General features: G+C 59.4%; 21 protein-coding genes. 15 read left to right on the plus strand and 6 right to left on the minus strand.

Annotated features, from left to right (window positions below; all coding sequences use genetic code 11):
* Positions 1-17 precede the first annotated feature (17 nt).
* From FXO11_RS01320 to FXO11_RS01335, 4 genes are all read left to right on the plus strand, one after another.
* The gene (locus tag FXO11_RS01320) at positions 18-1127 is read left to right on the plus strand and encodes an S-(hydroxymethyl)glutathione dehydrogenase/class III alcohol dehydrogenase (RefSeq protein WP_148861210.1); all 1110 of its coding nucleotides are present in this window, start codon (positions 18-20) and stop codon (positions 1125-1127) included.
* A 98-nt stretch (positions 1128-1225) separates the two neighbouring features.
* Positions 1226-2062, plus strand: coding sequence for an S-formylglutathione hydrolase (gene fghA / locus FXO11_RS01325; protein ID WP_148861211.1), 837 nt, complete (start codon positions 1226-1228; stop codon positions 2060-2062).
* A gap of 23 nt (positions 2063-2085) precedes the next feature.
* On the plus strand, positions 2086-3279 hold the full coding sequence (locus FXO11_RS01330; protein ID WP_148861212.1) for a metallophosphoesterase family protein: 1194 nt from the start codon (positions 2086-2088) through the stop codon (positions 3277-3279).
* Between the two features lie 127 nt (positions 3280-3406).
* Positions 3407-5524 carry a bifunctional metallophosphatase/5'-nucleotidase gene (locus FXO11_RS01335; RefSeq protein ID WP_148861213.1) on the plus strand — a complete coding sequence of 706 codons (2118 nt, stop codon included), beginning with the start codon at positions 3407-3409 and terminating at the stop codon, positions 5522-5524.
* A 15-nt stretch (positions 5525-5539) separates the two neighbouring features.
* Here FXO11_RS01335 and FXO11_RS01340 read toward each other — a convergent pair whose 3' ends face one another.
* Complete coding sequence (locus FXO11_RS01340) at positions 5540-6442, minus strand: DUF6279 family lipoprotein (RefSeq protein ID WP_148861214.1); 903 nt, start codon at positions 6440-6442, stop codon at positions 5540-5542.
* A 122-nt stretch (positions 6443-6564) separates the two neighbouring features.
* On the opposite strand from FXO11_RS01340, the gene FXO11_RS01345 reads away from it, so the two are divergent.
* On the plus strand, positions 6565-6810 hold the full coding sequence (locus FXO11_RS01345; RefSeq protein WP_148861215.1) for a DUF2798 domain-containing protein: 246 nt from the start codon (positions 6565-6567) through the stop codon (positions 6808-6810).
* Between the two features lie 38 nt (positions 6811-6848).
* Here the strand turns inward: FXO11_RS01345 and FXO11_RS01350 are convergent, their stop codons facing one another.
* From FXO11_RS01350 to FXO11_RS01365, 4 genes are all read right to left on the minus strand, one after another.
* Entirely contained in the window at positions 6849-7820 is a 972-nt protein-coding gene (locus tag FXO11_RS01350) for an NAD(P)H-quinone oxidoreductase (RefSeq protein ID WP_148861216.1), read from the minus strand.
* 95 nt (positions 7821-7915) lie between these two features.
* Complete coding sequence (locus FXO11_RS01355) at positions 7916-8596, minus strand: type 1 glutamine amidotransferase domain-containing protein (RefSeq protein ID WP_148861217.1); 681 nt, start codon at positions 8594-8596, stop codon at positions 7916-7918.
* 102 nt (positions 8597-8698) lie between these two features.
* A complete protein-coding gene (locus tag FXO11_RS01360; protein ID WP_148861218.1) occupies positions 8699-9520 on the minus strand; it encodes a phosphotransferase in 822 nt (273 codons plus the stop codon).
* A gap of 143 nt (positions 9521-9663) precedes the next feature.
* Positions 9664-10104, minus strand: coding sequence for an acyl-CoA thioesterase (locus tag FXO11_RS01365; RefSeq protein WP_148861219.1), 441 nt, complete (start codon positions 10102-10104; stop codon positions 9664-9666).
* A 245-nt stretch (positions 10105-10349) separates the two neighbouring features.
* Between FXO11_RS01365 and FXO11_RS01370 the strand changes: the two genes are divergently transcribed.
* A complete protein-coding gene (locus FXO11_RS01370) occupies positions 10350-11339 on the plus strand; it encodes a GGDEF domain-containing protein (RefSeq protein WP_148861220.1) in 990 nt (329 codons plus the stop codon).
* Between the two features lie 10 nt (positions 11340-11349).
* On the opposite strand, the gene FXO11_RS01375 is transcribed toward FXO11_RS01370, so the two are convergent.
* Positions 11350-12753, minus strand: coding sequence for an MATE family efflux transporter (locus FXO11_RS01375; RefSeq protein ID WP_148861221.1), 1404 nt, complete (start codon positions 12751-12753; stop codon positions 11350-11352).
* Positions 12754-13038: 285 nt separating this feature from the next.
* Here FXO11_RS01375 and FXO11_RS01380 point away from each other — a divergent pair, with 285 nt between their 5' ends.
* The 9 genes from FXO11_RS01380 (at position 13039) to FXO11_RS01420 (ending at position 21457) form a co-directional block, all read left to right on the plus strand.
* On the plus strand, positions 13039-13896 hold the full coding sequence (locus tag FXO11_RS01380; RefSeq protein WP_264766209.1) for an alpha/beta fold hydrolase: 858 nt from the start codon (positions 13039-13041) through the stop codon (positions 13894-13896).
* A 157-nt stretch (positions 13897-14053) separates the two neighbouring features.
* On the plus strand, positions 14054-14764 hold the full coding sequence (folE, locus tag FXO11_RS01385; RefSeq protein ID WP_227546007.1) for a GTP cyclohydrolase I FolE: 711 nt from the start codon (positions 14054-14056) through the stop codon (positions 14762-14764).
* Between the two features lie 106 nt (positions 14765-14870).
* Positions 14871-15749 (plus strand): carboxylate/amino acid/amine transporter, encoded by an 879-nt coding sequence (locus FXO11_RS01390; protein WP_148861223.1) that lies wholly within the window; start codon positions 14871-14873, stop codon positions 15747-15749.
* 140 nt (positions 15750-15889) lie between these two features.
* On the plus strand, positions 15890-16591 hold the full coding sequence (locus FXO11_RS01395) for a response regulator transcription factor (protein ID WP_148861224.1): 702 nt from the start codon (positions 15890-15892) through the stop codon (positions 16589-16591).
* 29 nt (positions 16592-16620) lie between these two features.
* Complete coding sequence (locus tag FXO11_RS01400) at positions 16621-18117, plus strand: sensor histidine kinase (RefSeq protein ID WP_148861225.1); 1497 nt, start codon at positions 16621-16623, stop codon at positions 18115-18117.
* 102 nt (positions 18118-18219) lie between these two features.
* The gene (gene msrB / locus FXO11_RS01405) at positions 18220-19413 is read left to right on the plus strand and encodes a peptide-methionine (R)-S-oxide reductase MsrB (protein WP_148861226.1); all 1194 of its coding nucleotides are present in this window, start codon (positions 18220-18222) and stop codon (positions 19411-19413) included.
* A gap of 411 nt (positions 19414-19824) precedes the next feature.
* Complete coding sequence (locus FXO11_RS01410) at positions 19825-20226, plus strand: hypothetical protein (RefSeq protein ID WP_148861227.1); 402 nt, start codon at positions 19825-19827, stop codon at positions 20224-20226.
* Positions 20227-20332: 106 nt separating this feature from the next.
* Positions 20333-20962, plus strand: coding sequence for a hypothetical protein (locus FXO11_RS01415; RefSeq protein ID WP_148861228.1), 630 nt, complete (start codon positions 20333-20335; stop codon positions 20960-20962).
* Positions 20963-21043: 81 nt separating this feature from the next.
* Positions 21044-21457, plus strand: a complete 414-nt coding sequence (locus tag FXO11_RS01420; RefSeq protein ID WP_148861229.1) for a hypothetical protein — start codon at positions 21044-21046, stop codon at positions 21455-21457.
* Positions 21458-21523: the final 66 nt, after the last annotated feature.

Here is a 21523-nt window from a genome sequence, read left to right on the forward strand (position 1 = left end):
TCGTTTAAGGAGTCGACATGAAGTCAAGAGCCGCTGTTGCCTGGGAGGCCGGCAAGCCATTGGTGATCGAAGATATCGACGTCGAGGGTCCGAAGGCCGGTGAAGTCCTGGTGCGCGTTGTCGCCACGGGGGTTTGTCATACCGATGCCTATAGTCTCTCCGGCGCCGATCCCGAAGGCAACTTCCCGGTCATTCTCGGCCACGAGGGCGGCGCCATCGTCGAGGAGGTCGGCCCCGGCGTGACCTCCGTCAAACCCGGCGACCATGTGATTCCGCTGTATACGCCGGAGTGTGGCGAGTGCAAGTTCTGCCGCTCCGGTAAAACCAACCTGTGCGGGGCGATCCGCGCCACGCAGGGGCAGGGCCTGATGCCGGACGGCACGTCGCGCTTCTCCATGAACGGCAAGCAGATCAAGCACTACATGGGCACCTCCACCTTTTCCGAGTACACGGTGATGCCGGAAATCGCCGTGGCCAAAGTGAGTAAGGAAGCGCCCTTGGATAAGGTCTGCCTGTTGGGTTGCGGCATTACCACCGGGATCGGTGCCGTACTGAATACCGCCAAGGTAGAGCCGGGCTCCAGTGTCGCCATTTTCGGCATGGGCGGCATTGGCCTTAGCGTCGTGCAAGGGGCGGTGATGGCCAAGGCTGAGCGAATCATCTGCGTCGATATCAACGAAGACAAGTTCGAGATGGCCCGCATGCTCGGCGCCACCGACTTCGTCAACCCCTCGAAATTCGACCGTCCCATCCAGGAAGTTCTGGTAGAAATGACCGATGGCGGCGTGGACTACTCGTTCGAGTGTATCGGCAAGGTCGACGTCATGCGCTCCGCCCTGGAGTGTTGCCACAAAGGCTGGGGCGAGTCCGTGATCATCGGCGTGGCCGGTGCCGGCGAGGAAATCAGCACCCGGCCGTTTCAGTTGGTGACTGGCCGGGTCTGGCGCGGTAGCGCATTCGGCGGCGTCAAGGGCCGCACCGAGTTGCCCGGCTACGTCGAGCGCTACATGCGTGGTGAAATCCAGATAGACCCGATGGTCACCCACACCATGGGGCTGGAGGATATCAACAAGGCTTTCGAGCTGATGCACGAAGGTAAAAGCATCCGCTCTGTCGTACTGTTCTAACGGGCTTTTAGCGAACGTCTCCAGGGTCAGGAAGGCGCCAAAGCGCCTTCCTGACCAGCCATTGCGCTGTCCAATCCTTGCGCGAGAGGGAAAAATCAATGGAACTGTTGTCATCCAACCGTTGCTTCGATGGCGAACATCGCCGCTACCGTCATCGTTCGGACGTGCTGGACTGCGATATGGTCTTCGCCGTCTACCTGCCGCCACTGGCACGCAAACAGCCAGTGCCGGTGTTGTACTGGCTCTCCGGCCTGACGTGTACGGACGAGAACTTCATGCAAAAAGCCGGTGCCCAGAAACGGGCGGCCGAGCTGGGCCTCGCGATTGTCTGCCCGGACACCAGTCCGCGCGGCGTGGAGCTGCCGGGGGAAGACGACAGCTACGATTTTGGCAGCGGCGCCGGCTTTTACGTGAATGCCACCCAGGAGCCCTGGTCGAAGCACTACCGGATGTACGACTACGTGGTCAGCGAGCTGCCGTCGCTGGTGGAGGCGAACCTGCCGGTCACCGGCAAACGCTCGATCAGCGGGCATTCCATGGGGGGACACGGCGCCTTGGTCGCGGCGCTCCGGAATCCGGGCCGCTATCAGTCCGTCTCGGCGTTCGCACCGATCTGCCATCCCACGGCCTGTCCCTGGGGGCAAAAGGCCTTCCTGGGGTACCTGGGCAGCGACGAGAACGCCTGGGCGCAGTACGACGCCACCCTGCTGATTCCCCAGGCGAGAGAGCGCCTACCGCTGATGATCGATCAGGGCACCGGGGATCAGTTTCTGGAAGAGCAACTGCACCCGGAGTCTTTGGCAGAAGCCTGCGAGACCGCGCACCACCCGATCTCGTTGCGGATGCACAGCGGTTACGATCACAGCTACTTCTTCATTGCTTCGTTCATCGACGAGCATCTGGACCACCACGCCAAGGCGTTGGGGCTACGTTAGGGCGAGCGGTGCGAGGAGAACGAATGGCGCGTTGCGATAGGGATATCCGCAGTATGTTGGCCGGTCTCGCGCTCTGCCTCGCGGTGACGGGGCTCACCGGTCACCGCGAGGCCCGGGCGGCCGGCGGCGCCTACACGCTGCAGCTGTTGCACTTCTCCGATGTCGACGGCGAGCCCGGCGTGGCGATCGACAATGTCGAACGCTTTTCCGCCCTAGTGTCCGCCTTCCGCACCAACGCTGTCCCAACGTTGCTCCTAAGCTCCGGGGATAACGTTAAACCGGGGCCGCTCTACGATGCCGGTGCCAGTCCAGACCTGGCAAACACCCTGGGCGTGCCTGCCAAAGGCCGTGCGGGCATCGCCTTGATGAATGCCCTGGGCGTGGATGCCTCGGTTATCGGCAATCATGATCTGGATGGCGGCCCTGCGGAGTTTGCCGCCCTGCTTATGCCGGAAACGGGCGCGCAAGGCACCTACCCGGGAGCCCGGTTTCCCTACGTATCCGCCAACTTGGATTTTTCCGCCGAACCGGCCCTGTCCGATCTGGCCGCCGTCGGGGGCCAGGCGGGAGATCGGGTAGCCGGCCGCATCGCGCCCTCGGTGGTGATGACGGTCGGTGGCGAGCGGATCGGCATCGTCGGCGGCACCACGCCGGACCTGCCGGAGATTACCCGAACCGGCGGTATCCGCCTCGCGGCAGGATTAACGACCGACACGGTAGCGCGCTACCCTGCGCTGGCAAGTTCGATCCAGACCGCCGTTGATGTACTGGTCCAGCACGGCATTAACAAAATCATCCTGCTCGCGCACATGCAGCAGCTCGACATAGAGCAGGCCCTGGCCCAGCGCCTGAGCGGGGTGGACGTTATTGTCGCTGGCGGCTCAAGCGCCTTATTGGCGGATGCCAATGACACGCTAAGGGAGGGTCACGAAGCGGCGGGTGACTACCCGCTGGTGTTCGAGTCGCCTCAGGGAGAGCCGGTGTTGGTGGTTAACGTGGATGGCGATTACGAATACCTTGGCCGCCTCGTCATGACCTTCGATCAGGAGGGGGTGATCCAGACAGGCGCGCTGGACCCGCAAAAGAACGGTGCCTGGGCCACGACGGAGGCCGTTGTCGATCGTCTCGGCGCCCAGCCCGATCCAGACATTGAGGCGCTTGTCTCGCGCATTCGCGACGTTCTTAATGCTAACTCACCGGCATCATCGTCGAACTAGCTCCGAAAGGCGATGTGCGAGCGCCTGCTTCAAAATGTAATCCGCCTGTCACCGAATTGCCATCCGGGTGTCGCTTTCCCGCTCTAGCGTGTTGAGACGGTTGTAAAAACATGCTGGAGAATGAGACATGGAATTTAGGAAAACCCTTCTGGGTCTTGCTGTCTGTGCGGCTGTCGTAGGCCTGGCCGGTTGCAGCGACGATGACGACGACAACGACAACAACGAAAATAGCGAAGCGACCGGCGACTATTCGCTGCAGTTGCTGCACTTTGCCGATGTCGATGGCGCACCCGGCGCTATCGAAGAGGTGGACCGCTTCTCAGCGCTCATCGAAGCGTTCCGCGCCGAACAAGAGAACACCCTGCTGGTCAGCTCCGGCGACAACGTCATTCCCGGGCCGCGCTACTTCGCGGCAGCCGACAAAGCGCTGGTGGAGGCATTGGGCGTGCCCGGCAACGGCCGTGCGGATATTGCCTTCATGAACGCCATGGGCGTGGATGTATCCGCCATCGGCAATCACGATCTGGATGGCGGCCCGGCAGAGTTTAGGTCCATGTTGACGCCGCAAACCGATGACGAAGACGCCAGTCTGGTCTACGAGGGCGCGGCCTTCCCGTTCGTCTCCGCTAATTTGGACGTCACCACCGAATCCGCGCTGGCCGATCTGGCCACTGGCGGCGGGCAGCAGGCCAGCAGCATCGCGGGCAAGATTGCGCCGTCGACAGTGGTTTCGGTTAACGGAGAACAGATCGGCGTCGTCGGCGCGACTACGCCGTCCCTGGCGTCCATCACCAGTACCGGCAACATTACTATCGCGCCTGACGTGGTGGCCGATGAAGCCCAGTTCTACGACGACCTTGCCGCTGAGATCCAGCCGGCTGTGGATGCCCTGGTCGACTCGGGCATCAATAAAATCGTTCTTGTGGCGCACATGCAGCAAATCGCTATCGAAAAGGCCCTCGCAACGCGCCTGAACGGCGTGGACGTGATCGTGGCTGGCGGTTCCAACACGTTGCTGGCAGACGCGGACGATAGCCTGCGTGACGGCGACGTCGCCGCCGATACATACCCGCTAGCGTTCGAATCGCCGGAGGGCGAACCGGTATTGGTGGTGAACGTGGATGGCGACTACAAATACCTGGGCCGCCTGGTACTGAATTTCGACGAGAACGGCGTGATCAAGACCGGCGAGCTGGATCCTGCGGTCAATGGCGCCTGGGCGTCGACGGACGCCATAGTCGACCAGGTGATGGGCGAGCCGGTCGAGCGCGTAACGGTCGTCTCCGCCGAAATCCGCGAGGTGCTCGCAGCCCGCGATGGCAATATCCTGGGCCAGACGTCGGTCTATCTGGACGGCCGCCGCGGCGAAGTGCGCACCGAGGAAACAAATCTGGGCAACCTGACGGCGGAGGCGAATCTTTGGTACGCCAAGCAGTTCGATCCGAGTGTCGTGGTGTCATTGAAGAACGGCGGGGGTATCCGCTCGGCAATCGGTCAGATCGTCCAGCCTGCGGGTTCCAATGATCCGGCGGATGCCGAGTTCGAGCCGCCCGTCGCGAACGAAGCGGTCGGCAAGGAAGCGGGCGATGTCTCTCAGTTCGACATCGAAGGTTCTTTGCGTTTCAACAACAGCGTGGCGCTGCTGACCGTAACCGGTGCGGAACTCCATGATTTGCTTGAGCATGCTGTCGCCGCGACTGAAGTAGGTGCAACACCGGGCCAGTTCCCGCAAGTCGCCGGTATGCGTTTCAGTTTCGATCCGGCGGAGACCGCACGAACGGAAGGCGACACCAATACCAGCAATGCCACGAGTGGACAACGGATTCAGTCGCTTGTTGTGGAGACGCCGGGCGGTGACGTAACCGTGGTCGAAAATGGTATGTTGGTTTCCGGTCAGGAGTCAGCGGACTATCGGTTGGCCACCCTGGGTTTCCTTGCGGCCTGCGTGCCCACGAATGCCGGTAACGACGCCTCTGCAAGCTGCGGTGACGGTTATCCGTTCAAGAGTCTGACCAGCAACCTGCGCACAGAGCTGGAAGAGACCGACGGTGCCGATGATCCCGGGGCCACGGACTTCGCCGCTTACGGCACCGAGCAGGATGCGCTGGCAGAGTATCTGCAAGCCGAATACCCGCCGGAAGGTGCCGTGTTTTTCGATCAGGCCGAGACCGATGCGGCCAATGACGAACGCATCCAGAACTTGTCTGTGCGTAGCGATACGGTCATTACCCTTACCGCTCCATAATGTAGCTCTAGTGCACTAGGCGCCGGCAGTAGCCGGTGTCTTATCTCCCGAACGGCAGGCCAGGGCTTCGAAGTCGGCCTGCAGTTCTTCTATTTCGTCTTCCAAATGCGCGCGTTGTTGCGGTGTGGACTGGTTGATCAAGTCAACGATTAACTGAGTCATGGCGGCCCGGCTTTCTTCGAACATGGTTTGATAGGTCTCGCCACGGACGTCGCTGCTGTGGGTCAACAGGTATTCAATGCGGTCAGGGAAACCCGGCGAGCTGCGATTCTGAAGGCTCTGAAGTAGGGCCGCTTGCCAGCGGCCGCGACCTTCCAGCCAGATTTCGGTCTGCTTGCCGCGGTTGCGGTTCCAGGTTTTAATGGTTTGGCGCTGGTTTGCGTTGACTGAGCCCAGCCAGCGCTCCGCCCGTTCGCGGGTGCGCTCCTCCCGTTTTTCCAGTTGGGCCGCAGGCGTGTCGCCGAGAAACTCTTCACGGCGCTCCCGCTGGCCTTCCGCCATGGCCCGGTCCAGCGCGGCCACCTGATCGTTACTCAGGGAACCCAGCAACGCGGTTGCGGTTGGGTGGATCCGCTGTGTCAGTCGGTCGATGGCCTGGAACAGGCCGGCCTGCAGACGTTCAACATCCGCTACATGGAGCGGTGGACTGGACGAGAGGGTGTTTACGTCCTCAAGCCAGGCGGCGTAGCGCGGGAGTTCGTGCCGGCAGTGCCACTCGAGGAGCGAATTGATCTGGGATTCCAGGCGGGCTTCCTGAACGTCGTCAAGCGGGATATAGTCCTCCACCCACCAAACCAGCGCCCAGTCCAGTTGCCGGTAAGCCAGTTGAGTCGAACTACAGCCCGCCAAGAGCAGTGTGAGCATGACCGCGCCTAGGGCTCGCGGCCCGGCACCTTGCAGGGTTACACGTTCGAACATGGCGATGATCGCCCTCGAGGTTTGACGGTTACAGCCAATGACTTGAGATTAACGTTACGGTGACGTGCAGGAAACGGTTTTTTTAGTACGATGAGATCGCAAGTGGCTCAATGGGAGAGAGAATGGCCAAGCAAAAAGGTGCCAGATCGCGTCACCTGATTTTCGCCGGCATTATGTCCGGATTGATGTCTCTGCTGATGTCGGCTGTCGTCACCTATATCAATACCGACTTGGCGCCGGGCTTTGTGGAGCGCTGGCTGGAGGCGTTTATTATCGCCTGGGCGGTGGCCTTCCCATCGGTGGCGGTCATCTCACCGTTGGCACGGTGGATGACCGACGGCCTAATGGATCGGCTTACGGGGCACTAGTCATGGGGCGCTAGTCATTGATCACTACTCATTGATCATTACGCCGACTCCGCGACTCGCAACAGCACCTTGCCCTGACTGTCGTTGCTCTTGAGGAAATCCATCGCCGCTGCGGCGTCCTCAATGGCAAACTCGCGATCAATGATCGGCTTGATTTCGCCACTGGCCAAAAGCGGCCAAACCGTTTCGTACAGCGCATCCATCACTTCGCGTTTCCGGGCGACCGGTTGAGAGCGTAGGGTGGAGCCAATCAGGCGTTGGCGTTTCATCAGCATATAACCCAAATCGAGCTGCGTTTCACGTCCGCCCATCAGCCCGATCAGTACAATCCGGCCGTTCACGTTGAGCACCGACTGGTCCTGATGAATGTAGTCCCCGCCTACGGGGTCCAGCACCATATCGGCCCCACCCCAGTCTTTCACGGCATCTACGAAACTGCCATTGTAGCGGTTCCAGCCGGCCTCGGCGCCGAGAGCCTTGCAGGCCTCGATTTTGGCGTCGCTGCCCACGGTCACGAAGACCGGGTTGCCCATGGCTTTGGCCAGTTGGATGACCGCCGTGCCCACGCCACTGGCACCGGCGTGGAGCAGAATGCGCTCGCCGGGCTTGAGACTTGCTTCCATGTAAAGGTTCATCCAGGCCGTCGCGAAGACCTCCGGCAAGCCAGCGGCGTCGCGCAGGGAAATACCGCCCGGCAAGGGGAGAACCTGGGCCGCCGGCACCCGGACTTGTTCGGCATAGCCGCCACCGGTGAGCAGTGCGCACACCGGGTCGCCCACATTCAGATGGGTCACGTTATCGCCAACCGCGCGCACATGGCCGCTCACCTCCAGACCGAGAATCTCCGACGCACCGGGTGGCGGTGGGTAGCCGCCAGCGCGCTGCGTCAAGTCGGCGCGGTTCATACCTGCCCAAGCGACATCGATGAGGACATCTTCCGCACCAGGCGCACCGGGTTCGTCGTGGTCCGTCCAAACCAACGCATCACCGTCGATTGCGATTGCTTTCATGGGGTTTCCTCTCCTCTGGCATCAGGCATCAGGCATCAGGCATCTGGCATCTGGCATCTGGCATCTGGCATCTGAAAGCAGCTACCAGCGCGGATTTACGCCTGAAGCGCCTGAATGACTTTTTTGGCGGCCTCATCGGAAGACGCGGGGTTTTGACCGGTGATCAGGCGTCCGTCGACCACCACATGCGAAGCCCAGTCGTCGCCACGGGTATAGTTAGCGCCATTCTGCTTGAGCATGTCTTCGACCAGGAAGGGCACGATCTGCGTCAACTGGACTCCCTCCTCTTCGCTGTTGGTGAAGCCGGTCACGGTGCGACCCTTCACCAAGGGCTGACCGTTCTGATCTTTGACGTTTTTGAAGATGCCCGGCGCGTGACAGACCGCCCCGATAATCTTCTCCTGGCGCTCGAAGGTTTCGAGCAGACGGATGGAGTCGTCATCGTTGGCCAGATCCCACAGCGGGCCGTGGCCGCCGGGATAGAACACGGCATCGAAGTCGTCTGCTTTGACGCTACCCAGCTTGACGGTATTGGCCAACGCCTGGCGCGCACGGGTATCCTGCTTGAAGCGCTTGGTCGCGTCGGTCTGCGCATCCTCGGCATCGCTATTCGGGTCTACCGGCGGTTGGCCGCCTGCGGGAGAAGCCAGAATCAGCTCTGCGCCAGCGTCCAGAAACGCGTAATAGGGCGCTGCAAATTCCTCGAGCCAGAAGCCGGTCTTGTGGCCGGTATCGCCCATCTTATCGTGTGATGTGAGCACCATCAGAATCTTCATTGAAAACCTCCTTGAAGCGAACGTATGCATCAACCCTAACGCAATATTAGACCGGTCGTCTATGGCCTGTAATTTCATTGTCCAGCCGCGACGCGGGCAAGTTCAGTTGTCGCCGGTCGCCATCGGCCGCTTCATCCACTGGCTTAGAGCCTCCTCAGCGCCCGGTTTGAGTTCGGGGTTGGCGGCATACCAGACGATTTCCAAGGCCTCCATAATGGCGGAAGCGTGTTGTAGTTCCTCGACACCGAAGCAGGTCCGTTGGCTCAATGGTTCAAGTGCTGGGCGGGTTAGCGAAAAGCCGTTGATGGCTGCGCCGATATCCAGGCAAGGGTCGCCAAGGCCGGCAAACTCCCAGTCTAGCAGCGTCCAGCCGGAGGCGCCGATAACCACATTGCCCGGATGCCAGTCATGATGGCAGAGCACGCGATGCCGGGCCGGCCGATAGTCGGCTAGCAGGTGTTCGATCTGCCGGCGAGCCGGGCCGGCCTGGGCGCCCAAGCGGTCGGCTAAGCGGTAAAGCTGCGTGGGAATATCCACCGTTGGTAGGTCGCCGGTCTGAGCGTGGACACTATTGAGCGCATGGGCCAGCCAGCTCAGCCGGGTCAGCTCGCCCCCGGCCGGCGGGTCGCCTTCGATCCAGCGGGTCAGCAAGATTCGGTCGTCGCGATAAAGTGCGTCGGGCGCCCATGGCTGGGCGACGATAGCGTCGAGGACGCGGCCTTCCCGGCCCGGATCGAGACCGAGGCGCTGTGGGTACGGGTTATTGATGCGTAGAGCAAAGGCGCCCTCGGCAGCGTCCAAGCGATAGAGTTCGTTGCAGATGCCGCCGGGAACAACCTCGATATGCGCCGTTTCCAGACGGGTTCGCCAGGAAGGAGGTAGCAGCGACAGCACTATTTTATGATCGACGTTGGGTGGTGACATTGAGGAACCCGCTGGAAAAACGACTCGCTGAATAGAGCATTTTTAGCGCATTTGGCGGCCCTCGGGTGCGGGCCAGTTCATCCTGCCGCTTTTCTCTGACAACATTTTGCGTTCATGGGCCGGCGCGTTCGCTAAGATAGAGGTTATTCTCCGGCGTGACTGATGGTCACTCCGGGTGCTCCCCGTTCCAGACATTGGCGAATAGAGTCAGGCACCGGCGTTTTACGCTCGGTACTGGGAGCGATCATGACGTAGGTGATATCGGCCGTCATCACCAGGCGATCGGAGCCGTAGTCGTGAAACGCCAAGTGAAGGGTGAAAGACGTATTACCGACGCGGCCGGGGCTAATGCGCGCGCAAAGCACGTCGTCAAAGCGGGCGGGGGATTGCCAATTCTGGTTCAGGTTGACGACCTGGATATCCAGATCCTGGTCCAGCAGGCGCTGATAGTCGCCGAATAACGTTCGGATGTACTCGTTGACGGCGATATCCACATAGTCGCCATAGCGGGCGTTGAACACCACGCCCTGAGCATCGCATTCACCGTAGCGGACGCGTAACCGGAATTCGAAAACTGAGGCCATTCGGGCTCCCTGATTTGTGTGGCGGCCTGGGAAGCGATTTGCACAGCGGCTCAACTTAACACGCTTTGGATCACGTGTGTCGGCCTCTACCTTTTTTTGCGGAACCGACTACTCTATTGACAGGTTTTGCTTGCGCCGACCGCTCCAGATTTCGCGGTGTGGTCGCGTACTGCGGGCGAAACGCCCTAACTCTTTGATAACGAACACGACGCCCCCTGCGCGTCAGTGAACCGGCACTCTGCACCATGCTGTATCGACTGAGACACGATTTTCATTTATCCATCATCACACTGCTTGGCGCCAGTGCGATGTTTGGTATCACACCCTTCGCCATCTATCGCTTCTACACCGGCAACCTCGTCGCGGGTGTGATCGACATGGCGATCATGCTGTCCATCTGTGTGGTCGTGGGTTATGCCTGGCTCACCGGCGATAACCGGCGCAGCGGCTTCCTGCTGGCGCTCTTCGCCTGCGGCGGGGCGGTGATCGTGGCGACGGTTGTCGGGGATGTGGGCTTGTTCTGGCTGTATCCGGCCATGGTGACCAGTTTTTTTCTTACGTCGGCCCGGGTGGCGGTTACAGTCAATTGTCTGGCCGTGGCGGTATTGGTGTTTCACAACCAAGCCTTTGCCTCCCGTGAGCAGATGATGTCGCTGGTGGCAACGGCCATTGTGGTGAGCTGCTGCGCCTACATCTTTTCCCGGCGCAACGAGCACCAGCGCGACCGGCTGGAGCGTCTGGCGACCCACGATCCCCTGACCGGTGTAAAAAACCGGCGCGCGATGGAAGAGGATATGCAGACCGCCGTCGCCGCCCACGCCCGCACCGGCGAGCCATATGCCCTGATCATCTTTGATCTGGATCACTTCAAGCGCATCAACGATCTATACGGTCATGCGGTGGGTGACGAGGTGCTGGTGGAGTGTGCCAGCTTGATCCAGCGCTACACCCGCAAGACCGATTGTCTCTATCGTTTCGGTGGGGAGGAGTTTGTGGTGCTGATGCCCGGCGTCCGGCCGGAGGGTGTTCGTGCGGTCGCGGAAAACCTGCGCTATAAGCTCGCCCATGAACTGACCGGACCGGTGGATTCGATCACGGCTTCATTTGGGGTGGCGCCCCTGCATCTCAGCGACGATGCCGATCGCTGGATGGCCCGGGCCGACAAAGGGCTCTATGCGGCCAAAGCCTCCGGGCGAAACTGCGTGGTCATTCGGTTAGCCGAAGCAGGCACCTAGGGTTTTGTCATCAGTTCGTCGACGGCTGGGCCTTGGGTACTGGGTAACGAAACACGCGCGTTCCGAGTAGAAGCCCTGCGGAGACAAGCCCGGTGGTAAGCCCAACCCAGAAACCGGCGGCGCCCATCGCCGGTACGATCCAGTCGCTAAAGGCCAGTACCCAGCCCAGCGGCAGGCCAATGCCCCAGAATGAAAACAGCATGATGTACATGGGAATGCGCGTGTCCTTATACCCGCGCAGGACGCTGATGCAGGTCACCTGGGTGACGTCGGCAATCTGGAAAACGGCAGCGAACAGTAGCAGGTAGGTGGTGACCTCCTGCACGTCGGTTTCGCTGGTATAGAGCTGGGCGATCAGGTCGTTGCCAAACCACAGGATCGACGCGAAAAGCAGTGCGATGGCAACCGACAGCAGCAGCACGCTGCGACTCAGCAACCGCGCCGTCTCGGTCGCGCGGGCGCCCACCAGGAAGCTGATACGCAGAGTCAGTGCCATGCCCAGGCTCAGCGGCACCATAAACACCAGCGATACCACATTTAGCGCAATCTGGTGCCCGGCCACCACGACCGGGCCCAGGGGCGCCAGGAACAGCGCGATGACCGAGAACATGCTGGCTTCCACGAAGATGGTAAAGCCGATGGGCACGCCCAGCCGGAGCACTTCGTTAACGATATGCCAGTCCAGCTTGACCCGCTCACGCCACAAGTGGAAATGCTGGTAGGCGCCGCTGATGTTGAGGTAGAGCAGCAGCGACAGCACCGAAATCCAGGCCGAAATGGCCGTCGCCCAGCCGCAGCCGATGCCGCCCATGGCCGGTAGTCCGAACTTGCCGTAGATGAAGATGTAGTTGAGTGGCAGATTCACCAGGGTGCCGATCACTGAAAACACCATGATCACCTTGGTGTGACCCAGGCCATCGGTCAGGCCACGCAGGGCCGTGAGTAGCAGGATGGCGGGCACGCCCCAGGCGAACGCATCCAAATACCCCTGCGTTAGCCAGGCGGTGTGCAGGTCCAGGCGCAACACATCGAGTACCGGGCGCACGTTGAGCAGCAGGCCGATCATGATCAGGCTCGCGCCCAGGCCGATATAGATGCCCTGCCAGGTGACCGGCATGATGCGCCCGAATTCACGCGCGCCACGATGACCGGAAATGATCGGCTGCAGGGCGCTGAGCAGCCCCATGAACAGCAGGAACAGCGGCATCCACAGGCTGCTGCCGATGCCTACGGCGGCCAGATCCTCGGCGCTGGCGTGACCGGCCATCACCGTGTCGATGACACCATTGGCCATCTGCGCCACCTGGGCAATCAGGATCGGCCCGCCCAGCAGGGCCAGCGTTTTCCATTCGTCCAGGGTGCGTGCAATCAGGCCTTGGCGGGCCTCGGGTATGGGCTGGTGCGTTTCGTCCACGTTCAGGAATGTTCCATGCTTTTTCGGGCAGGCGCGAGACCTGTTCGCGCAATCGAGCCTGGCGAGCGTATCACGAAGCAACACGACCGGACGCAAACTGGAGGTTGTGGAAACTACGGATGAAGTGCAATTTATTGTTTTGCTGGCTACCCTTGCTTCAGGTCGATAGATGGGCATGCGCCCTATAACGTCTCTGAGGCAATCCACTGCGAACAGAGCGCCCATTCAGCCAGAAGGACTTCGGCAATCAACCGCTTCTCCGAACTTCTCTCCCATGATCGCCACATCGCGCTCGGCGATGGACGCAAGCTGGCGTTTACCGATCTGGGGGACCCCAAGGGCAGGCCAATCCTGTTTGCGCATGGCATGCCGGGTTGCCGGCTGGAAGGCTGGTTCTTCCACGAGCAGGCGCGGCGACACGGCTTCCGGCTGATCACGCCGGATCGTCCGGGTATCGGGGCTTCTGCTTTCCACAAAGGCCGGGTGTTGCTCGACTATCCCGCCGACGCGGCCGCGCTGGCCGACGCGCTGGGGATCGAGCGGTTCATTCACATGGGCTGGTCGAGTGGCGGTTCACGGACGCTGGCGTGCGCCTACGCCTTGCCCGAGCGGGTCACGCTGGCGGTCTCCCTGTCCGGCTATACCCACTTCACTGAATATCACGGCACGCATTCGCTGGTAGAGTCCACCCGCTGGCCCGGGCCGAAGCTGGCGGAAACCAGTCTGCTGCTGTTGCGCGCGGCGGTGACGGTGGTGGTCTGGCTGGCCAGACGCCATCCCGGCCTGTATTTTCGCGAGGCACGGCAGATGATCAGCGAACAGGACCGGGCGTTGCTGCAATCCTTCATGCACACCCAGCTTTTTCAGGCGGATCAGCTCACCTGCCTGGAGAGCGGCGGCCGGGCGATTGCCCAGGATTTGCAGACGGAATTGCTGGACTGGGGCTTTAAGCTGCGGGACGTCAACGTGCCGGTGTGGATATACCAGGGGAGCGAAGATCCGTTCGTCCCCGTCGACTACGCCCGGCATTTGGCGGACCATCTGCCCGACGTGGATTTTCGTTTGATGCCCGAGGCCGGTCACCTCTATCCCCTGTCAGAGCGCTTCCAGGAGGCGCTTTTTCTGCGCCTGGGCATGCGCTAATAGCAACATCTTCTTTGCGCTTAATCGCCCGGCAGACGATAATTACCGCTTTTCGCGCGCCAGCCCGAGTGGTTCAGAGGTTTTCCGAGTCATCTGCCCGGTTTTGAGCCGCGTACTTAGCGCTTATGTGTATAGTGAAATGACAGAGGTTGTTCCCATGTCGCAGCGGTCACACGCTTCCAAATTAAAGGCCACGTCGATTCTCCACGCGGACCCAATTACGGTTCCGTGCATAAGCAAGGAAGCCCAGGCCGTACGCGCAGCCCTGGTAGAGAAAGGGCTGGAAACGCCGATGTTGGATACCGGCCTGACTCGTGACCAAAAGGTCGAGCGCATCGAAGGCCTGATGACCCGGGTGGCGGAAACCCTCGGCCTCGACCTGGCCGACGACAGCCTCACCGAAACCCCCAACCGCATTGCCCGCATGTACGTGGACGAGGTCTTCTCCGGTCTCGACTACAGCCATTTCCCCAAAATCACCCAGATCGAGAACAAGATGGGCGTGGAGGAGATGATCAAGGTGCGGGACATCAGCGTCATCAGCACCTGCGAGCACCACTTCGTCACGATCGATGGACGGGCGCGGGTGGCGTACATCCCCAAGGACAAGGTGATCGGTCTGTCCAAAATCAATCGCATCGTGCGCTTCTTCGCCCGCCGGCCCCAGGTACAGGAGCGCCTGACCCATCAGGTCCTGGTCGCCCTGCAGACGCTGCTGGAGGTTGAAGACGTGGCGGTGCATATCGATGCCACGCACTACTGCGTCAAGGCCCGCGGTGTGCAGGATGTCGGCTCCCAGACCGAAACCATCGCCCTGGGTGGCCGCTTCAAGAGCAATACCGAGTACCGGCGAGAGTTCATGGGCTGAGAGCCGGGGTCTTCATCGCGTATACTGCGCAGCCTGATTGTTAGCGGTGTAGTAAACGTCCTGTATTGTTCCAACCCTCTTTTGCGCGCTGTTTAGGGAGTTCACCGTGGCACTGCTGGTCTTCGTTACTGTTCTTTGGGCTTTTTCCTTCAGCCTGATTGGCGAATTCCTGGCAGGTCACGTGGACAGCGATTTTGCCGTACTCAGCCGTGTGGTGCTCGCGGGGCTGGCCTTCCTGCCGCTCACCCGCTGGCGGGGCGTGCCCTGGGCGCTCAAAGGCGGCGTTACGCTGGTCGGCGCCTTGCAGTTCGGCATTACCTACCTCTGTCTTTACCGCTCCTTCGCCTACCTGAGCGTGCCGGAAGTCCTGCTGTTCACCATCTTCACCCCGCTCTACGTCACGCTGATCGACGACGCCCTCAACCGCCGCTTTTCGCCCATGGCCCTGGTAGCCGCCGCGATTGCCACCCTGGGTGCGGGGATCATCCGTTACGACGGATTGAGTGAGGACTTCCTGACCGGCTTCCTCCTGCTGCAGGTCGCCAACGCCACCTTCGCGGCAGGGCAGGTGGGCTATAAGCACTTGATCCAGCGTTATCCTATCGATATGCCGCTCTATCGCTTCTTCGGCTACTTCTATGCCGGTGCGCTGCTGTTCGCGTTGCCCTCCTTCCTGATCTTCGGCAACCCGGACAAACTGCCCTCGACACCGCTTCAATGGGGCATCTTGGCTTGGTTAGGGCTGGCGGCGTCAGGCCTTGGCTTGTTCCTCTGGAACCGCGGCGCCTGCCTGGTGGATGCAGGCACCCTGGCGATCATGAACAACGCCCTGGTGCCTGCTGGTCTGCTGGTCAACCTGTTGATCTGGAACCGCGATGCCGACCTGGGCAGCCTGCTGCTCGGCGGCGCGGTGATGGGTCTCTCCCTCTGGGTCAACGCCCGCTTCTCCCGGGGCCGATTGGCCCTTCGAGGGGCCAAAACCTGACCGAGCGCCTTGCCCGTGAAGGTTTTGTGATCTTTCCTTTATAGACTCTTTACCGGACCGTGACGGCCCCGTGAGCGCGCCTGTGCATTCTGCATCCTGGCGCCATCCGCCAACCAGCCCTTCAGCAAAGAGGTTGTTTGATGAGTCGAACCGTACTGATCGTCGAGGACAATCCCGGCATTGGCCAGCTGGTCAAGATGCACGTAGAGGACCTCGGCTGCGAGGCTATCCTGGAGACCCGTGGCGATGAAGGCCTGGCCCGCTACCGGGAAGGGGATATCGACCTGGTAGTGCTGGACCTGATGCTACCCGGCATGGACGGCTTGGCCGTGTGCCGCGAGATTCGCTCCGGCCCGGGTTACGTGCCGGTCCTCATGCTGACCGCCAAGAGCACCGAGCTGGATCGTGTGCTGGGCCTGGAGATGGGCGCCGACGACTACCTGACCAAACCTTTCAGCGTCGCCGAACTAGCCGCGCGCATCAAAGCGCTGTTTCGGCGTGTGGATGCCATGGCCGCCCCGGCCCCCGAGCAAATGGCTGCCGAGCGCATCGAGATTGAGGGTCTGATTATCGACCCGACGCGCCGCCGGGTCAGTATCCAGGACGAAGCAGTGGACCTCACGGCCCGCGAGTTCGACCTGCTGTTCCATTTCGCCCGCCATCCTGGCCAGGTGTTCAGCCGCACCCAATTGTTGGATTCGGTCTGGGGCTACAACCACGAAGGCTACGAGCACACCGTCAACACCCACATCAATCGCCTGCGGGGCAAAATCGAACGCGACCCGTCCGACCCTTTCTACATCCAGACGGTTTGGGGTGTGGGTTACCGGTTCCGCGACTAAGGCACCACGCGACTTAACCAGAGGCTCCCATGCTGAATTCCCTCTACACCCGGCTGGCGCTGGGGCTGTTCGTGCTGCTGATCGCCGTCGGCTTGGTCTACACCTTCGTCAGCACCATGTCCCTGCGGGAATACTATGCCTCGGTAAACCAGGAGCTGAACCGCGACCTGGCACGTCATCTGGTCTCCGACCGCAACCTGGTGGACGAAGGCCGGCTCGACCAGAAAGCGCTCAAGACGCTGTTCGAGCGGTACATGACGATCAATCCCAGCATCGAGATCTACCTGCTGGACACCGAAGGCAAAATCCTCGCTTATTCCGCCGACCCCGGAAAAATCAAGCGCAACAGCGTCTCCATGGCGCCCATCCACAAGTTGCTGGACGACATGGAAGCCTACCCCGTACTGGGTGACGATCCCCGCAGCCACGACCGGCAAAAAGTATTCTCGGTGACGCCCGTGCCGTCGGCGCAGAACACCGAAGGCTACCTCTACGTGGTTCTGCGTGGCGAAGAGTACGACAGTGTGGAGATGATGGCGCGGGAAGGCCATTTCATTACCATGAGCGCCTGGGCCATGGGGGCCAGTCTGGTGTTCGGGTTGATCGCCGGTCTCGCTGCATTCCGTCTGCTGACCCGGCGTCTCACCCGCTTGACCCGCATCGTCGAGCAATTTGAGCAGGGCGAGCCGGGGACCGGGAACGACGCACGTCTGCGCTGGTCAGACGAAGGCAGCCGCAGCGGGGACGAGATTGACTACTTGGGCGTGACCTTCGACCGCATGGCCGACCGCATCGCCCTGCAAATTGAGCAATTGCGCGAAAAAGACACGCTGCGCCGGAGACTGGTGGCGCAGGTATCCCACGACTTGCGTACCCCATTGGCGTCCATGCAGGGCTACGTGGAAAGCCTGCGCATGAAACGCGACCGGCTGTCTCCGGACGAGCAGGCACAATTTCTCGATATCGCCCTTGAAGAGGGACGACGCCTGTCCCATCTAGTGGATGAGCTCTTCGAACTCGCCGCACTGGAAGCCCGTGAAAAACAGCCACGCCTGGAACCCTTCGCCCCGGCGGAGCTGATTCACGATGTGGCCCAGAAGCACGGTCCCGAAGCCGCCCGCAAAGGCATCGAGCTGAAAGTCATCGGCGATCCGGCTCTGCCCATGGTCTTGGGAGATCTGGGCATGACCGAGCGGGTGCTGGACAACCTGATCCGCAATGCCCTGGAATACAGCCCGGAGAAGGCCGAGGTCGAGCTGCATCTGGCACAAACCGAGGCGGGTTTGAAGGTCGTCGTCAGCGATAGCGGACCGGGTATCGCCGAGCAGGATCTGCCTCACGTATTCGATCCCCTGTATCGCGGCGATAACCGCGAAACGCCCGGTCATGCCGGCTTGGGGCTGGCCATCGCCCGGCGCATCATGGACATGCAGGGCGGGGCGATTAGCGTCTGCAACCGCGATAGCGGGGGGGCCGCCTTTGAAATTGTTTTGCCCTTTCAGCCCAAGGCCAACGCCAGCCAGTGATCCTGTCGGCGTTATGAATTCGTAACTTATTGGCGAAGAGGGTGTGAATCTTTCTCGCCATAGTGGAGTCTCAGAATTGAGACTAAAAGAGAGGTAAGCGGTATGAAACGCATGTTTCTGGGCGCGGCATTGATCCTGATGGCAGGCCTTGTGGGCCTGCAGGTCAGTGCGGCCGACGAGGAAAAGAAAGACAGCAAGTACGCACCGGACGACCCCTCGCTATCGGTCGCAACCTTTGCGGGCGGCTGCTTCTGGTGTGTGGAAGCAGGCTTCGAGAAAATCCCCGGCGTGGTTGAAGCCGTCTCCGGCTACAGCGGCGGTAACGAGAAAGACCCAACCTATGAGCAGGTCGCCTCCGGACAGACCGGCCACACCGAAACGGTGCAGGTTTATTACGATCCGAAGGTGATCACCTACCAGGGGCTGTTGCAAGGGTTCTGGCGCTTTATGGACCCGACCGATGCCAACGGCCAGTTCGTGGATCGTGGCAAGCAGTATCGTCCGGCGATTTTCTATCACAACGGCAAGCAGAAGCGCTTGGCCGAGGCTTCCAAGCAGGCGCTGAAGGATTCGGGCCGCTACAAGAAGCCGGTGGTGATCGAAGTCGTCCCGTTCGAATCCTTCTACGTGGCCGAGGATTACCACCAGGACTACTACAAAGAGAATCCGGTCCGCTACAAGGTCTACACCTTCAACTCCGGCCGCTTCCAGTTTATCGAAAAGGTCTGGGGCGAAGATCAGGAGATCGACTTCTCAAACTACAGTCCGGAGAACATGGCCTCCGATAGCGAAGCTGACGGCAACGACCAAGCGTCCCATCGCCAGGGCAAAGGCTTCAACGAGGACAATTTCGTCATACCCAGCGACGAGAAGCTCAAGCAAATGCTGACGCCCATGCAATACAAGGTCACCCAGGAAGATGGGACCGAGCCGGCGTTCGAGAACGCCTATTGGGATAACAAACAGGAAGGTCTCTACGTGGACATCGTCTCCGGCGAGCCGCTGTTCTCCTCTGCGGACAAATACAAGTCCGGCACCGGCTGGCCCAGCTTCGTGCGCCCGATCGAACCGGAAGCCGTAGTGGAAAAGGAAGACAAATCCTGGTTCATGACCCGCACCGAGATTCGCAGCAGTGTAGCGGATTCGCACGTGGGCCACGTATTCAAAGATGGCCCGGCACCCACCGGCCTGCGCTACTGCATGAACTCGGCGGCGATGAAGTTTATTCCCAAGGCTGAGATGCAAGCTGCCGGGTATGGCGCGTATATGGATGAGGTTGGGCCGCCCCGGAGTTGATTGGTGAGTCGTTGAATTTTGCTGCCTGCGTGGCTTACCCCAAGAGTTGCGTAGGCAGATTGTTTTTTCCTCTCATTGTTTTGTTTCCCCCTCCGCAGAATTTTCCTGTTGCCTACCAGCTTTTGGCCCAGTATTGCTGGGAAAACGGTCGTTGCGACCGTGATTTTTGGTGGTCATTTAAAACAGCAAAAATTTTTGTATAAAACATTGGGTTGTGTTGATAGGTAAAGATCGGGATATGAGGCGTGGCGACCGTTTTGCCGGAAAGGAATTCTTGGTTCAGCATGTCGCAAGCATTGACGTGCCAAGGGCTGCGGGCTAGTTTGAGGCGAGATTTGGAAATGAGATATTGGTCGCCGAGATATTGGGCTTGGGGACTCATATACAAAGGTTAAGAGCAAGGAGAGGTAGGTGCCAAGACCACCAACAGATCGAGAAATTTTGCAGAAGATTCACGATCGATACCTTGATCAATTTGGTCAGTTCGAGCGTGATAATCCAGAACACGAGAGGTCGTCAAAGATCTACGTGCCTATTGATTGCAGTGCTATTGCGAACGATCTGCGTGTGGACCCAGACATAGTGTTTGGCCGTCTTTACTACCACCTCGACAAAAAGTACGGCTACGCCCAAGACAATGGTGCAAAGGTCCATTTGTTCACAATGGTTATCGGAGAGGATCGGCACGCAGTAAATTTCCCGATGCTTTCTGCAGTGCTTGCGGAACTTCAGCAATCGTGGTTTCGATTTACTGCACCATTGATCATTTCTGGTATTGCACTAGTGGTATCGGTAATCAGCCTTGTTTGCTAGGACTCTTAACAATCGCAGGCACGGCGACGGCTTTTCCATTGCGGCTCTGCCTCCATTCCAAAGCCGCGCGTGCTGCGGGCGTTAACTGCTACCAAGTGTTGAGCATATGAACAAGTACTTAGAAGAAACGAAATTTGCTGCTTCCTCACTGATTGACCTCATTTGGGCTGATTTTGAAAAGTTGGAAGACCTAAATGCTCAGTTGAAAAGGCTAACGGCCGATTTTGACGTAAGGTATCAGGTATTTTTATCTAATGAATTTCATCCGGCTGCTAATCATTATCATGCACAAATGGCTAAAGCTTACCAAGGCATGGTTAAACCTAAAGCGGAGTTAGAGTGCAAGATCAACGATGTATCTAAAAGTATTGATGCAAAGTCGGCCTCAATAGCAGCGCTTTCAGGCGCGATCTTGCAAATTGCGAAGCAGTGCATTTCGCTTCGATATGGAAAACCACAAAACGCTCCTGACGGTGACGATATCGGCGGCGCCCTCATCAAAGACATTGTCTGGGAGGGGCGCAACCAAAGTATTCACTACGAAAACCCCAAAGAAATATCAGAGAATGTGGTTGCTCTATTTGTCAAGCTGGATGCCATAAGAGCTGATGGTAATACATGGGATGCTAAGTCTCAAACCAACTTTGCCTTTGAAATAGTAAATTTCCTAGGTTGGCGTACCTATGGTGATTTTGAGGCGCATTTAAAATCAATAAAGAGCAAGAAAGGCAGTTAACAATGGCAGCACCCGGCCATTTTTGCTCCGGCTTCGCCTCCACAAAAATGGCCGGGTGCTGCCGGCGTTAGGCATACCCACATGAAAGATATAGAGAGCCTCGTCAGGGCCCTAAAGCAAAATTTTACTGATTCGGATTTCATGCCAGTGAAGACCGAGTTGATAGATAGTCTCGAGGAGAAATATCCAGGCGTACCCGCCGATCTAAAACAGCTATATGAGACTCTTGGATACGGAAGTATCGGGCATTCACATTACATGATTCATGTTCCCACGGAACCGACCGATATTTACGATGAAGAAACGGCAGCCGAACTTTCAGGAGTAATAATTGTTGGCGACGATTTTGCTGGATATTGCGAAGCTTATGACACGAGAAACGACTGGGAATTCGGTTACATAGGTGACGACGGTGTTTTCGAGACTCACGCGCCAGAGTTTGAGAGTTTCACTGATTTTTTGGCCAAACAGTATGGCGCTGAGCAAAATGCCTAACAATCGGCTGCACAGCGACCTGGACTTCCCCTAATTTAGTAGACACGCATCGATAGCTCCCAAGCA

The sequence above is a fragment of the Marinobacter fonticola genome (assembly GCF_008122265.1).
Classification (GTDB): domain Bacteria; phylum Pseudomonadota; class Gammaproteobacteria; order Pseudomonadales; family Oleiphilaceae; genus Marinobacter_A; species Marinobacter_A fonticola.

What these genes read in the sequence shown, in the direction of transcription:
- FXO11_RS01320 (WP_148861210.1), top strand. Translation starts at nt 18, where the DNA reads ATGAAGTCAAGAGCCGCTGTTGCCTGGGAGGCCGGCAAGCCATTGGTG.
- fghA (WP_148861211.1), top strand. Translation starts at nt 1,226, where the DNA reads ATGGAACTGTTGTCATCCAACCGTTGCTTCGATGGCGAACATCGCCGC.
- FXO11_RS01330 (WP_148861212.1), top strand. Translation starts at nt 2,086, where the DNA reads ATGGCGCGTTGCGATAGGGATATCCGCAGTATGTTGGCCGGTCTCGCG.
- FXO11_RS01335 (WP_148861213.1), top strand. Translation starts at nt 3,407, where the DNA reads ATGGAATTTAGGAAAACCCTTCTGGGTCTTGCTGTCTGTGCGGCTGTC.
- FXO11_RS01340 (WP_148861214.1), bottom strand. Translation starts at nt 6,442, where the DNA reads ATGTTCGAACGTGTAACCCTGCAAGGTGCCGGGCCGCGAGCCCTAGGC.
- FXO11_RS01345 (WP_148861215.1), top strand. Translation starts at nt 6,565, where the DNA reads ATGGCCAAGCAAAAAGGTGCCAGATCGCGTCACCTGATTTTCGCCGGC.
- FXO11_RS01350 (WP_148861216.1), bottom strand. Translation starts at nt 7,820, where the DNA reads ATGAAAGCAATCGCAATCGACGGTGATGCGTTGGTTTGGACGGACCAC.
- FXO11_RS01355 (WP_148861217.1), bottom strand. Translation starts at nt 8,596, where the DNA reads ATGAAGATTCTGATGGTGCTCACATCACACGATAAGATGGGCGATACC.
- FXO11_RS01360 (WP_148861218.1), bottom strand. Translation starts at nt 9,520, where the DNA reads ATGTCACCACCCAACGTCGATCATAAAATAGTGCTGTCGCTGCTACCT.
- FXO11_RS01365 (WP_148861219.1), bottom strand. Translation starts at nt 10,104, where the DNA reads ATGGCCTCAGTTTTCGAATTCCGGTTACGCGTCCGCTACGGTGAATGC.
- FXO11_RS01370 (WP_148861220.1), top strand. Translation starts at nt 10,350, where the DNA reads ATGCTGTATCGACTGAGACACGATTTTCATTTATCCATCATCACACTG.
- folE (WP_227546007.1), top strand. Translation starts at nt 14,054, where the DNA reads ATGTCGCAGCGGTCACACGCTTCCAAATTAAAGGCCACGTCGATTCTC.
- FXO11_RS01395 (WP_148861224.1), top strand. Translation starts at nt 15,890, where the DNA reads ATGAGTCGAACCGTACTGATCGTCGAGGACAATCCCGGCATTGGCCAG.
- FXO11_RS01400 (WP_148861225.1), top strand. Translation starts at nt 16,621, where the DNA reads ATGCTGAATTCCCTCTACACCCGGCTGGCGCTGGGGCTGTTCGTGCTG.
- msrB (WP_148861226.1), top strand. Translation starts at nt 18,220, where the DNA reads ATGAAACGCATGTTTCTGGGCGCGGCATTGATCCTGATGGCAGGCCTT.
- FXO11_RS01415 (WP_148861228.1), top strand. Translation starts at nt 20,333, where the DNA reads ATGAACAAGTACTTAGAAGAAACGAAATTTGCTGCTTCCTCACTGATT.
- FXO11_RS01420 (WP_148861229.1), top strand. Translation starts at nt 21,044, where the DNA reads ATGAAAGATATAGAGAGCCTCGTCAGGGCCCTAAAGCAAAATTTTACT.